Genomic DNA, 13,061 nt, shown 5'->3' with positions numbered 1-13,061 from the left:
TTACTTACTCGTTATTTAGAACTTTGTTAACCATTTGGAACCGCCGTATGCGGACCCGCATGTACGGTGGTGTGAGAGGACGGGGGCTAGGCGCCCCCTCCTACTCGATTGCTGCTCCAGCTTCCGGTAAGCACGGGGGGAAACGCCGGACAGCTCCTTGAACACTTTGCCGAAGTGTGAAAAGTTCTCGAAGCCGCAATGCTCGGATATTTGAGTAATGCTCCAATCGGTTTCCTTTAGCAGCCGCTCGGCCTCCTTGATCCGGGTGATGTTGAGGTATTGGCTGAAGCCAAAGCCGGTAACCTCCTTGAAGACACGGCTAAGATGCCCTTTGCTTATGAAGAACTGCTTGGCGAGGTCATCAAGAAGCAAAGGCTCTCTAAAATACTGGTTGATATGGCGGACAATATCCGTTATTTTCTGCTGAACAGGGGTAAGCTCGATGCTTGGCAGCGCTTTGCGCTTTAGGGTATGCCGGGCCGTGAATAGCAGAATCTCGGTGGCCATATTCCGGACATGCAGCCGATAGCCTGGCGGAGATTCGTGCAGCTCGCGCAACAGGGATTCAAACAGCAACTCCAGCTGCATCCGTTCCTGCAGATTAAGCTTAATAATGGGATAAGGGGTTGAGAAAGGGGACAGAAGCAGCTCGGTCTCCTCATGCGATAAACCGTCAAAGAAGGGCAGGTCGTAATGAAGCACAATCCGCTCGTGATTGGGCTGGCTCAGCTCGGAAGTCCGATGCACATCATTGGTATTTACGAGAATAAGATCGCCCGACTGAATCTGATAGACGGAATCGCGTATAAAAAACTTTCTTTCTCCGCTGTACAAGTAAAAAAATTCATACGAACGATGATAATGGGTAGTGTCCATGGAATGGTAGCCGATTCTCCGGTCGAATTCGATCCATAAGGGCTCGCTGATCGAACCGTACCGCAGCATATTGGGAAGCGAGGCAATCGTCATAATAGTAGAACTCCTTTCATGGACATTCGCATCTTATTATATCAATATTTGCGGGGTTTAAGGAGTATTTGTCCATATATGCGGAGAAATCCTTGCAAAATTCATGCTACTCTTGGGTTATGAGAGCGATTTCAGACGGAGGTTTGGACGATGAAAAAATTTGAAGTGGGCCAAGAGGAAGTATTAGAGCTGATCGACCTTGTCGTACGCAGAACGATGAATATGGATTTTACCTGGAACTGGTCCTGCGGAGTTGCCTTTTACGGCATCAGCAAAGCGTGGGAAGTAACGAAAAATCAGGAGTATATCGATTTTCTGGTGAAATGGGTGGACGAATATTTGGAGCTTGGGCTGCCGGCCTTAATGGTTAATTCCTGCGCAATGGGGCACACGATGCTGACGCTGCATGAAGCGACGGGCGACCAGAAATACTTGGATCTCGCCCTAATGAAAGCTGAATACCTGCGCAAGGACGCGATCCGGTTCGGAGATGGCGTATTCCAGCATACGGTATCGTCCAAGAACGATTTTCCCGAGCAGGCGTGGGCCGATACGTTGTTTATGGCGGCGTATTTCCTGCTGAGACTTGGCTTCAAGCTGGACAAGAAGGAATACATCGACGATGCGCTTAACCAGTTCTACTGGCATGAAGAATATTTGCAGGATACAAAGACGAATCTGTTCTACCATGCTTGGGATAATGTAAGAGGAGATCACCTGTCCGGCATTTATTGGGGCAGAGCAAATGCATGGGCGGCCTACACAATGGCGCAGGCTCATAAAATGCTTAATCCTTTTATGCCGATGTGGATGCAGCTTGGCGGAGCGCTTGGCGATCAGTTAAGCTCTCTAGTCAGACTTCAATCTCCAAACGGTCTGTGGCGCACGGTACTTAACGACGAGACCTCCTACGAGGAAACCTCGGCGTCCGCTGGCATTGCCGCTGCCTTGACGATTTATGCGCATCCGCTGCATCAGAATTATATGGCCAAAGCTTATGAAGGCGTCCGTGCCAATATCGATGATGACGGTTCGGTACGCAATGTATCCGCCGGCACAGCGGTTATGTATTCGGCGGATGACTATAAAGTTATCTCCAAGAAGCGGGTGCAAGGCTGGGGGCAGGGATTAACGCTTGCTTACCTGGTTGCATTAATTCAGAATACGGAAGTTGTCAGCGCAATTTAATCGCTAAATAACAATGGATAGAGATATCGGGGGCTCCCTGATTCTCTATCCATTTTTTGGATTCAAAGACTATTTAAGCTGGAGCAGCAATGCAAGAATCTTGGCCGCTTCCTCACGGCGGCTAAAAAGCAGTGGGTCGGCTTAGCAGATGATCGGCTGATCCTCAACCCTGGTTGAGCAGCTTATCCGCCGCCTGCTGCTGCCGGTATTGCCCGGGCGTAAGCCCCGTGCGGGCTTTAAAGATCTTATTGAAGTAGCTGACATTGGCATACCCGATCTCGTGGCAGATCTCTTCGATAGACGGGTTATCCTGGCGAAGCAGCTCCGTCGCTCTCTTTATGCGCAGCTGAATCAAATAGTCATTGACGGTCATACCCGTGGATTCTTTGAAAATACGGCTTAAGTAAGAGGAGCTGCGTTCCACGTATTCGGCAACGGTATCTACGGAAATGTTGTTATTGAAATTCGCATCCATGTAATCGATGGCGAGCTGCAAAGTGACATCCGTCATTTTGGAACGCTTCTCGCGGTGGTAGTCGATAATTCTGCTGCACATTTCGATTAGACATTTCTCCATATCCTTCAGAGTCTCGGCACGAGCTATAAGATCGGCATAAGCGGCGCGGCTGCCGAATACGGCGGCAATATCCCCTCGGGATTGGACAAGGGTTTTGACAATTTCGCCGCTCAGCTGGAAGAACAGCTGCTGGATATTGGCCTTGCTCAGCTTCTTATCGATTGCGGTCCTGGTGATCTCCCTGAGAGTATCGAAGCACTCCTCTTTATCCGTCTGAAGCAGCGCCTGCTGCAGCTTGGCCTCCAGGTCATACGGGTAGTAATAAGCCTCTTCATCCCCGGTCTGCCAGTCGCCCAAGATCGAGTAGGGCAATACCTCGCCTTTACCGATATAGATTTTCAGGTTCAAGACAGCAATCGTATCCTCGTAAGCCAGCCTTACCGATTCCTCTCCCGTGCATATGCGGCTGACCGCAATCGTAACCGTTAAGCCATACCTGGTGAGCATATGCTGTTTCAGCCTCTTGGCATATTCCAGGGGGAAGTCTTCATTTTCCGGCGGAACAGCCAAGAGGATAACCGTTCTTTTATCATCTTTGGCGAATACCTCACCGTCGATATCCGCGCCTAGTTCATCCATAAACCCGTAACGCAGCAAGTGGAAATGAAATAGATCGTCCTTTACGGGATAAGGCTCCTCCAGTTCAAGCGTAAGCAAGGCAAACCGGGAGAAATCAATCCGCAGACCCAGCAGCTCCACGGCCTGCCCGTTCCCTTCGCCGCCTTGGATCAGGTCGTTTAGGTACTTCTCTTTAATTGCCGTACGGTTATCGGTGAGCAGGGAATCGACCTTCCTTTTCTCCTTGGCGAGGGTCTCCCAGCTGCGGATCATATGCTCGAACCGCTGCCGGATAAAGCCCGCTTCGTCACCGGTCGGAACAGGCCTGATTGCGCCATCCCGCTGGTCATGCGCGGCATTCTCGATATAAGAGATGACGCTGTGGAGCGGACGGTATAATCTTCTGGACACGAAAAAGGAGATGGCGATTGCGGCTGTCAGATAAGCCACGGCAACCGAAACGACAATTACTTTAATACGCCCCATCCCTTGCAGGAGGGTGGACTTCTCCGTGACGTCGATGAACTTCCAGCCTGTCAGCTCGGAGGTCGTGTAGGAGATGATCCTGTCGGAATCATCGATATAGGAGCCGCTTTCCGCGTTTAGACGGTTGAGGTTAACAGCCTTCAACAGCTTATCTCCTTCGGCCGCATCGGTATAAAGCAGCTCGGAGTTTGCTCCAAGCACGAGTGTGGTGCCTTTCTTATTATGATAATGGCTCAAATAATCGTTAAACAGAAGATCCAGCTTCAAGTTGATCACGATAGCCCCGTTTACTTGGCCGATGAGCGGCATTTTTTGAAGCAGGCTGGCCGTTGAATGATCGGGGGAGAAGCCATCCTCTCTCCCGGTAATCCAGACCGAGCGGCTTGCCGAAGGCTGCTTCCACGTTTCCAGCCAGGACCGGTCCGCGAAGGTGGAGATCGGGGAAGTCCGGATTTCCTGCCGCGAGGTCAGGACAAGCTCGAGCGGAGCGTAATAAATATAGATGGAATCGATGTAAGGACTGATTTTTTTCTGTTCGGCTACAAAGCCGGTTAAGTCGATAAGGGAGCTGACGCTCAGCTTGCTACCTTTCATTTGATAAAGGTACGACTGTGTTGCGATCATGCCTGAAGCGTTATATTTAATGGAGGTTAGTTCCTTGTGGATGAGCTCTTGCTGCTGGGTTAGGACGGATTCATTGTATGTAATCGCATTTTGAATACTGTTGTTTGCCGAGATGGAATAAGTAACGGATGCAATAAGGATAACCGTGATGACGGCGATTGCGGTTAAGGAAAGCAGCTGCTTCACGAACATGCTGTTCTGCTTGATTGAGCCCGGCATTGTATTCACTCCTTGTCTCAATGATTGCGCTTACATATTGATGCGCCAAGCAATGCGCTAATATCGGGATTATATCACAGCTGCCTCCCTTGGGAAGGAAATACGCGAAAAACATACAAAAAACAGAAAAACATAAGGCGATCCAAACGCTGTGAAAGCGGAAAAACATAAAAGAGAGTCGGAATAGAGGATTGAGAACGCCGGTGGAGAAGGCTATCGTAAATATTGTAACCGCTCCCATAACCCGGCCGGGAGCCAGAGCCTGGATGCGGTCCATTATACCGAATCAATAGGGGGAGATTGAATTGCAAATGAAACGACGGACAATGGGCAAGGCCGCATTGGCGGCAATCGTAGCTGCGGGTTTACTCGCAGGCTGCAGCTCCAACTCGAATAACGCAACTAATAATAGAACAACGGATCCGACGGCCAGCCCAAGCGAAAGCGCGCCGACGGAAACAAAAGAAGCAAACGCAAAGCCGATTGAAATTACATGGGGCATTCATTTCCAGGCTGCGGGCGTTGTGGAAAATACCGAAGTTCAGAAATGGCTTGAAAAGAAATTCAACGTTAAGATCAAGCCGGTGAAAGTGACCGATGCCAGCATCGCTTCCGGAGATATTCCGGATATCTTTATGCTGGGTGATCCCGCTAACGTATCGGCTTATCAGAACCAAGGCGTGCTCATGAGCATTGATCCTAATCAATTGAAGGAAAAGATGCCGGAATACTATGCCGATATCGAGAAAAACAGCAAGCTGTTCCAGACCGTTACCTTTAATGATCAGCTGTGGGCGATTCCGATGTTTATCGATTTGAAGCCTTATGATCTGGGTATGCTCTGGCGCAAGGATTGGCTGAATAACGTCGGCATTACGAAGGTGCCGGAGACGCTGGACGAATTCGAGCAGGCGGTATATGCGTTTGCGCAGAAGGATCCGGACAAGAACGGCAAAAAGGATACATTCGGCTTGACCGGTACAGCCACTTCTACCTGGTCCTCCGGTTTCTATTCGATCTTTGGGGCGTTTGGCGTGGAGCCAACGATGTGGCATGAGAAAAACGGCGAGATCGTAAACGGCTCCGTTATGCCGGAGACGAAGGAAGCATTGGCGAAGCTGCGGAAGTGGTATGCGGATGGGGTTATTGACCCTGAATTTATAACCGATACGCAGGATTCTTACCGCAAGAAGCTGTACAACAACCGGATTGGCGTTATTGAAGAGCAAATCGCAAAAGGCGCGCTTCCGGAAGGCGGCACCGTAACGGAAATGAAATCGTTAAGTCCAAACGCGGAGCTTGTCTTCTCGAAAAATCCGAAAGGCCCGGGCGGCGACGGATCATGGGACTGGGGCGTGAAGAGCAACTTTGTCGTGATCGGCAGCAAGGTGAAGGACCAGCCTGAGAAGCTGGAGAAGCTGTACGAAATTCTCCGCGCGGAAAGCAGCGACGAAGAAACGATTAACATGACCAGCCTTGGCGTGAAAGGTACGCATTGGGACTTTGCGGAGAGCGGAGCAGCATCGGGAGCCACCAAGTTCCTTCCTTCGTTCGAGAAGCAGGAGCAGCGCGACCAGGAAGGAATCCGCCTCTTCTCGCTGGGCAACATTACGACGCAGGCGTACCGCGAGAAGTATTCCAATCCGAAGCTGAACGAAGCAATCAAAACGTATTCGTCCGCGCCGAACCTGACGGATGCCCTTCTGTTCTCGGTATTGCCGTCCGACGGCAAATACAAGGCGGATCTGACTGCGCTTATGCAGAAGTATTTCGCTCAGATTATCAGCGGAGAAATTCCGCTTGACGACTTCGATAAATTCGTAACGGAATGGAAGGCTAGAGGCGGCGACGAGTTAACCAAAGAAGCCAACGAGCTGTACCAGGCGCAATTCAAAAATTAACCGGCCGGCACCGCGAACCCGCAAGGGCTGAAAGCCTGCTCTTGCGGGCGGACCGGGCAAGGTTGCAAGGAAGTGTGGCATGAAGACTATACGCAGGCACGGAGAGCTGCTCTCGTTATTTCTGTTCTCGTTTCTCTTTTTCTTCATTTTCAAATACGGTCCGCTGTATGGCGTGATTATTGCGTTCAAGGATTTCAAAGTGGTGGACGGCATTTGGGGGAGTCCTTGGGTAGGGCTGCAGCATTTCCAAGAGCTGTTCCAGAACAGCGACTTTTACCGTCTCCTTAAAAATACGCTGCTTCTTAATTTGTATCTGCTTCTTTTTGCTTTCCCCGCACCGATCATTCTGGCGTTGCTGCTTAACGAGGTCCGGTCACGCTACTTCCAGCGCTTTATTCAGATGACGATGTATTTGCCCCACTTTGTATCGTGGGTCATCATGTCAGGGCTTATCATTTACTTTTTATCGCCAACGACCGGGGTTTTAGCCGAGATCGTGGGATGGTTTGGGGTAGAGCCTGTCTTCTATATGGGGAAAAAGGAGTATTTCCGCTCGATTGTTGTTATTTCCGCGATTCTGAAGGATCTGGGCTGGGGCTCCATTATCTATTTCGCCGCCTTGACCGGGATCAACCCGGAGCTTCAGGAGTCGGCGATTATCGATGGCGCCAACCGTTGGCAGCGGATGATTAAGATCAATATTCCGTCGATTATGCCTACGATCGCGATTATGTTTATTCTTAGTCTCGGCGGGTTCTTAAGCGCGAATTTCGAACAGATCATCAACCTGCTTAACCCGGTTACGTTCGAAACCGGCGATGTGATCGATACTTATGTCTACCGGGTGGGCTTGCAGCAATTCCAATACAGTTACACGGCTGCGATTGGTCTGTTCAAGTCGCTGGTCGGCCTTCTGCTTATTCTCGGCGCCAATCTGCTTGTACGGAAAATGAGCCGGGGAGAGAGCGGGTTATGGTAGGGACAGGAGGAAGTTAGTCATGAAAGCAAGAAGATGGCAGGAACGTATTGCCCCCGGCATCATTTATTTTGTATTAGCCTCGCTCGCGGTAATCGTTGTGTATCCGTTTATCCATGTCATAGCCGTTTCGTTCAGCGGACGCGGGGAGGCGCTCCGGAGCGGGTTTCATTTCTTCCCGCGGGATGTCCAGTGGACGGCTTACCGGGAGCTGCTTAATTATCCGTTTATCTGGTCCGGCTATTCGAATACGATTTTCCGGATGGTCGTGGGCACGGCTCTCACGCTGCTCGTTACCGTCTGCGCGGCTTATCCGTTGTCGCGTCCCGATTTTCCCGTCAAACGAATACTGACGTTGCTTCTTCTCTTTACCATGATTTTCGACGGTGGGATCGTACCCCATTATTTGCTGATGAAGGATTTGCATTTGCTTAACTCCCTTTGGGTCTATGTGCTGCCTACGGCGGCCAATGCGTTTCAGGTTCTGGTTATGTTATCCTTCTTCCGGTCGCTTCCCGACGCCTTGATTGAAGCGGCTCGGATCGACGGAGCCAGGGATATCGGGATTTTATTCCGCATTGTGCTGCCGCTCTCGATTCCGCCGCTTGTCACGATCGGACTGTGGTCCATGGTTCACCATATCAACGCGTTTATGGACAATTTGCTGTACGTGACCGACCAGTCGAAGTTTGTCCTGCAGCAGGTCGTCCGGCAAATTCTAATCGAGAACAAGGTGGATCCGTTTACGACGGCAACAAATATGATCCCTCCGGCTCCCGAAAGCCTGAAGATGGCATCCGTAATCGTGTGCACATTGCCCGTGCTTGTCGTATATCCTTTCTTGCTGAAATATTTCGAGAAAGGAACGATGATCGGATCGGTAAAAGGCTGAGCGAAGGGAACCACAAGGTTCCCTTTCTATTTCAAGCAATAAGGAGGAATTGATGAAGAATGAAGAAGAAAATGCTGATGGTCGTATGGATAATGGCTTTGCTTTTGAGCGGGTTTCCAGCAGGCGGCGTGCTCGCGGCAGAATCCCCGGATTCAAGCGCAGGTTCCGGCGAAGATGCCGGAGCACTCTTTTTCGTCTCGCCAAATGGAAGCGATTCCAACTCCGGGACTTTAGAATCGCCTTTTCTTACTCTGGAGAAAGCAAGAGATGCCATCCGTCAATTAAAGCAAAGCTCGGGACTGCCGGATGGCGGCGTTACGGTCTATTTGAGAGGCGGCGTTTACAACCGGACCGGAAGCTTTCAGCTTGAGGAGCAGGATTCGGGTACGGCGGATAAACCGGTCACTTACAAGGCTTATCCGGGAGAATCCGTCAGGCTGAGCGGCGGCCGGAACTTGGAGAAGGACTGGTTCGAGCCTGTAACCGACGAAGCGGTATTGAACCGGATCATCAGCACGGACGCAAGAACAAAGGTATTGCAGGTAGACCTCAAGGCGCATGGGATTACGGATTACGGCGTCTTGAGCCGGCATGGCTATTACAAAGCTAATGATGTCAGCCAGACCCCGCCTATGGAGCTGTATGTGGAAGGCCAAGGCATGACTCTGGCAAGATGGCCGAACAACGGGACGGTACAGATGGGCGATATCGTTGACCCCGGTCCTACACGCAAGGATACTGACCTGCAGACCCGGGGCGGCACGTTCAAGTATACTTACGACCGGCCGGCGTTATGGACGCAGGCGGACGATATATGGCTGGACGGCATTTTCGGCTATAGCTGGGAATGGTCCTATAACAAGGTTGCTTCTATTGATACCGTCAATAAAACCATCACATTGGCTTACGGGGAAATGAGCGGTTTGTTTAAAAACTGGTACCCGGACTTTCATTTTGCCCAGAACTTATTGGAAGAGATTGATATGCCGGGCGAGTACTATGTGGACCGGAGCCAAGGCATCCTGTATTTCATGCCGACAGCTGCGTTCAAGCAGAAGGCCAATCCGGAGATTACCGTAACGATGCTGAAGACTCCGATGATTAATACGGTAAATACGTCTTTCGTGAACTTTGAGGATCTGATATTGGAAAATGGCCGCGATTCCGCGGCGGTGATCATGGGCGGCAACCACGTGCGGATCGTGCACTGCGAAATCCGCAATTTCACCGAAGGCGGCGTGCGTATTAATACCCAAAGCCGGTGGCTTTACGATGACTTTGCCAAGGCTTCCGGCGTAAATCATGCGGTGATCGGCACCCATATTCAACATATCGGGGGAACGGGAGTAATTCTGAACGGAGGCGACAGGCTGACTCTCGAGCCAGGGAACAATGTGGTGGAGAACAGCCATATTCATGATTTTGCCTATTACCATAAAGCTTATAATCCTGCCGTCATCCTGACCGGAGCCGGCAACCGCATATCGCATAACGAGATTCATGACGCTCCGCATCCTGGTGTCCTTATCTTTGGCAACGATCATGTGGTCGAATACAACAACATTTACGACGTATGCAAAACGTTTTCCGATCTTGGCGCGATCTATATGAATCTAGGTGCGTCGCCGCAGGAACGGGGAACGGTTATCCGAAGAAACTATTTCCATCATATCGGGGAAGGCAAAGCCGGGGTACAAGGGGTGTATCCGGACAATTTTACGATGGGGCTTACGATTGAGGAAAATATTTTCTACCGGATGGGCAATTCCGGGATTCTGAACAATGGCGGCGCCCATATTAAGACCAGCAATAATCTCTTTATTGACGCCAAGACGCCTTACGAATATTCGGATATGTACCTGGGCGACGGTCCGGAGCAGCAAATCTCCAAAAACTACATGGGACCGTGGCATGCTTTATTCGACAAGTACAATAACTTCGTTGGCATGCCGCATCTGACGAAATATCCGGAGCTGGCGGATTTCTTCACGGAGAACCGTTATTATCCGGACACCAATACCTTCAAGAAGAATGTTATTTACAATCCGACAAAAGCGAGAAGCGGCACGACAAACGCAAACGGCGCTTACGATAAGCTTAATCTGGTGCAATACGCGAACAACTGGGTGACGAACTCGGATCCGGGATTTGTAGACCTGGCCGGCGGGAATTTGAATTTGAAGTCCGACGCTGCGGTGTTCCAGCAAATACCGGGCTTTGCGGACATTCCGTTTAGCGAGATGGGACTAACGGAAAAAGCGGGTACCTACTTGGCTCCTGACGTTATTCCTGTCGAAGGCGTGGAGCTGTATGAGGATAACCTTGCGATCGGAATCGGCAAATCTTACGATCTTTATGCGGCGGTGCTGCCATGGAATGCGACTAATCCTGCACTGGTGTACACATCAAGCGATCCATCCGTCGTGAAGGTGGATGCAAACGGCAAGCTGAAGGGAGTGAACTTGGGCAGCGCAACCGTTACGGCCGCGTCCGCAGACAATCCGCTTCTTAAGGATGAGGTCCAGGTGACCGTTGAGGTCGGAGACGGGATTATGGACGATACGAACTTCGAGAACGGCAGGAATAGCTGGCCGACCGATCCTAACCGCAGCATTGTAGACGTTGGCGGCGGCAATCACATGTATAAGCTGCTCAAAGGCGCCACGGCGCTGAACGATAACGACTTCAGCAATTACGAGCTTGACTTCAAGCTGAAGACGCCACCGGTTATTCCAGAGCTGGCTACCTTTTACGTATTCGACCGGTTGAATCCAAGCGGCAGCGGCGGAAGAATCGGATACCGGAAGTTTGCCGACGGAACCTCCTCGTGGATTCTATATAACGGGGCATGGGCAACGATTAAGCAAAATGCGCTACCCTCCCAGGATCTGCTGCCCGATACCGTATACGATATCAAGATTATTGTGAAGGGCAAGGAAATCAGCGTTTATGCCAACGGTCAGCTGAAGCTGAAAGCGTCCGATCCGACCTTTAATCCTTCGGGGAAAGTCGGTTTCTATGCCGGCGGCTTTGATTATCTGTTGTTCGATGATATTCAATTCAAGGTTCCAACGACCGATGTGGCCGGTCTGCTGCTGGATAAGAGCAGCTTGAACATGGTCATAGACGAACAACAGCAGCTGCAGGTTCAATTCGATCCGTCGGATGCCGCCAATCGCGCCGTTGTCTGGCAATCCGCAAATCCGGATATTGCGTCCGTCGACGAGAGCGGTAAGGTAACTGCCCTGGCAAAAGGCGAAACGACGGTTACGGTTACCTCCGTTGCCAATCCGCAAGCTTCGGCTTCTATTAAGATAGTCGTCTCCGATATCCTTCTGTACACGGATTTCGATTCAGGAGCGAACAGTTGGCCGGTTGACCCGAACCGGAGCATCGTAACCGTAAACGGCAATAAGATGTACCGCATTGTAGCGGGAGCTTCCTCTCTTCATCCGAAGGTATTTACCGACTATGACTTAACCTTCAAGCTGAAGACGCCTGCCGAGATGCCGGCTCAGGGCACCTTCTACGTATATGACCGATCGGCTTCCGGCACTTCAGGCAAGATCGGATACCGGAAATTGGGGGATGGCACGTCGCAATGGGTATTATACAATCCGAATTGGACGGTGCTGCAGACGAATAATTTCTCCGGTCAGGATCTGCAGCCAAATTCGGAGTACAACATTCGTGTTCTGGTAGATGGGGCGAGTATAAGAGTGTATGTCAACGGGGAGCTAAGGCTGGACGGCACGGATACCAAGCATAATGCATCAGGAACGGTGGGCTTTTATGTCGGGGGCTTCAGCGAGTTCTGGTTCGACGACGTCAAGTTTACGCGGATTGACCGGACTGCTCCGGTAACGGCGGCAGCTATGACTCCATCGCAGCCTGATGGCATTGGAGATTGGTATTCCAAGCCTGTAACCGTTGATCTGAGCGCAATCGACAGCGGAACCGGCGTGGCAGGCACGGAATACAGCACCGATGGCGGAGCAACCTGGCTTCCTTATCGGAGTCAGCTTACGTTTAGTGAAGACGGGAGCTATTCGTTGCTCTATCGATCGGTTGACTCGGCCGGAAATCGAGAAGACGACAAATCGATAAGCTTTAAGCTGGATACTAGTAAACCCGAGGCTTCTATAACGGGATTGGAAGAGAAGGCATACGCAAACTCGGAAACATTGACTCTGTCCTGGGCGGTTTGGGATACCGTCTCCGGAGTGGATGAAGGGAAAACGATCGCGCAGCTGGATGGTCAAACGGTACAGCAGGGAGTTGTTCCATTGTACACGCTGGCTGCAGGTTCCCATACGTTTATGGTTTCAGTCACTGACCTGGCAGGGAATACGCGGGAGAGCACGGTGACCTTCACCACCTATGCCGACATTGGTTCGCTGAAAGAGTTAGTTGCGCATTTCTATGAGTTGAACTGGATTGATAACCAGGGTGTCGCAAATAGCTTAACGATGAAGTTGGAAAATGGCAGTCTGGAAGCCTTTATCAATCATGTGGAGGCGCAAAGCGGCAAGCATATTCAGGCTGAGGCAGCCGCTTATCTTCTGCGGGATGCAGCGTATGTTTTGCAAGGGATGGAATCGGGAAGTGTGTTTAATAGCGGAGTGAACTAAAAAAGCGTTGCAGAGGGTTATCTCTGCAACGCTTTTTTTC

General features: G+C 50.8%; 7 protein-coding genes. 5 read left to right on the top strand and 2 right to left on the bottom strand.

Going from position 1 to position 13,061, the window contains the following annotated elements; all coding sequences use genetic code 11:
• Positions 1-15 precede the first annotated feature (15 nt).
• Entirely contained in the window at positions 16-969 is a 954-nt protein-coding gene (locus WFK81_RS22910) for a helix-turn-helix transcriptional regulator (RefSeq protein WP_336788758.1), read from the bottom strand.
• Positions 970-1,119: 150 nt separating this feature from the next.
• Here WFK81_RS22910 and WFK81_RS22905 point away from each other — a divergent pair, with 150 nt between their 5' ends.
• Positions 1,120-2,157: a glycoside hydrolase family 88/105 protein gene (locus WFK81_RS22905; protein ID WP_336788756.1), complete on the top strand. Its 1,038-nt coding sequence runs from the start codon at positions 1,120-1,122 to the stop codon at positions 2,155-2,157.
• A gap of 163 nt (positions 2,158-2,320) precedes the next feature.
• Here WFK81_RS22905 and WFK81_RS22900 read toward each other — a convergent pair whose 3' ends face one another.
• On the bottom strand, positions 2,321-4,621 hold the full coding sequence (locus WFK81_RS22900) for a helix-turn-helix domain-containing protein (RefSeq protein WP_336788754.1): 2,301 nt from the start codon (positions 4,619-4,621) through the stop codon (positions 2,321-2,323).
• Positions 4,622-4,932: 311 nt separating this feature from the next.
• Between WFK81_RS22900 and WFK81_RS22895 the strand changes: the two genes are divergently transcribed.
• The 4 genes from WFK81_RS22895 (at position 4,933) to WFK81_RS22880 (ending at position 13,021) form a co-directional block, all read left to right on the top strand.
• Positions 4,933-6,522 carry an extracellular solute-binding protein gene (locus WFK81_RS22895; protein WP_336788753.1) on the top strand — a complete coding sequence of 530 codons (1,590 nt, stop codon included), beginning with the start codon at positions 4,933-4,935 and terminating at the stop codon, positions 6,520-6,522.
• Positions 6,523-6,601: 79 nt separating this feature from the next.
• Entirely contained in the window at positions 6,602-7,501 is a 900-nt protein-coding gene (locus WFK81_RS22890; RefSeq protein ID WP_127490600.1) for an ABC transporter permease, read from the top strand.
• Between the two features lie 19 nt (positions 7,502-7,520).
• Entirely contained in the window at positions 7,521-8,390 is an 870-nt protein-coding gene (locus WFK81_RS22885; RefSeq protein ID WP_336788750.1) for a carbohydrate ABC transporter permease, read from the top strand.
• Between the two features lie 59 nt (positions 8,391-8,449).
• The gene (locus WFK81_RS22880; RefSeq protein WP_336788748.1) at positions 8,450-13,021 is read left to right on the top strand and encodes an Ig-like domain-containing protein; all 4,572 of its coding nucleotides are present in this window, start codon (positions 8,450-8,452) and stop codon (positions 13,019-13,021) included.
• Positions 13,022-13,061: the final 40 nt, after the last annotated feature.

Source organism: Paenibacillus sp. MMO-177 (assembly GCF_037147795.1).
Lineage (GTDB): Bacteria > Bacillota > Bacilli > Paenibacillales > Paenibacillaceae > Pristimantibacillus.
This window is presented reverse-complemented; position numbering and strand designations above follow the sequence as displayed.

Bases quoted from the DNA above. Each gene is read 5' to 3' on its own strand.
- WFK81_RS22890 (WP_127490600.1), top strand. From the start codon at position 6,602: ATGAAGACTATACGCAGGCACGGAGAGCTGCTCTCGTTATTTCTGTTC.
- WFK81_RS22880 (WP_336788748.1), top strand. From the start codon at position 8,450: ATGAAGAAGAAAATGCTGATGGTCGTATGGATAATGGCTTTGCTTTTG.
- WFK81_RS22905 (WP_336788756.1), top strand. From the start codon at position 1,120: ATGAAAAAATTTGAAGTGGGCCAAGAGGAAGTATTAGAGCTGATCGAC.
- WFK81_RS22885 (WP_336788750.1), top strand. From the start codon at position 7,521: ATGAAAGCAAGAAGATGGCAGGAACGTATTGCCCCCGGCATCATTTAT.
- WFK81_RS22895 (WP_336788753.1), top strand. From the start codon at position 4,933: ATGAAACGACGGACAATGGGCAAGGCCGCATTGGCGGCAATCGTAGCT.
- WFK81_RS22910 (WP_336788758.1), bottom strand. From the start codon at position 969: ATGACGATTGCCTCGCTTCCCAATATGCTGCGGTACGGTTCGATCAGC.
- WFK81_RS22900 (WP_336788754.1), bottom strand. From the start codon at position 4,621: ATGCCGGGCTCAATCAAGCAGAACAGCATGTTCGTGAAGCAGCTGCTT.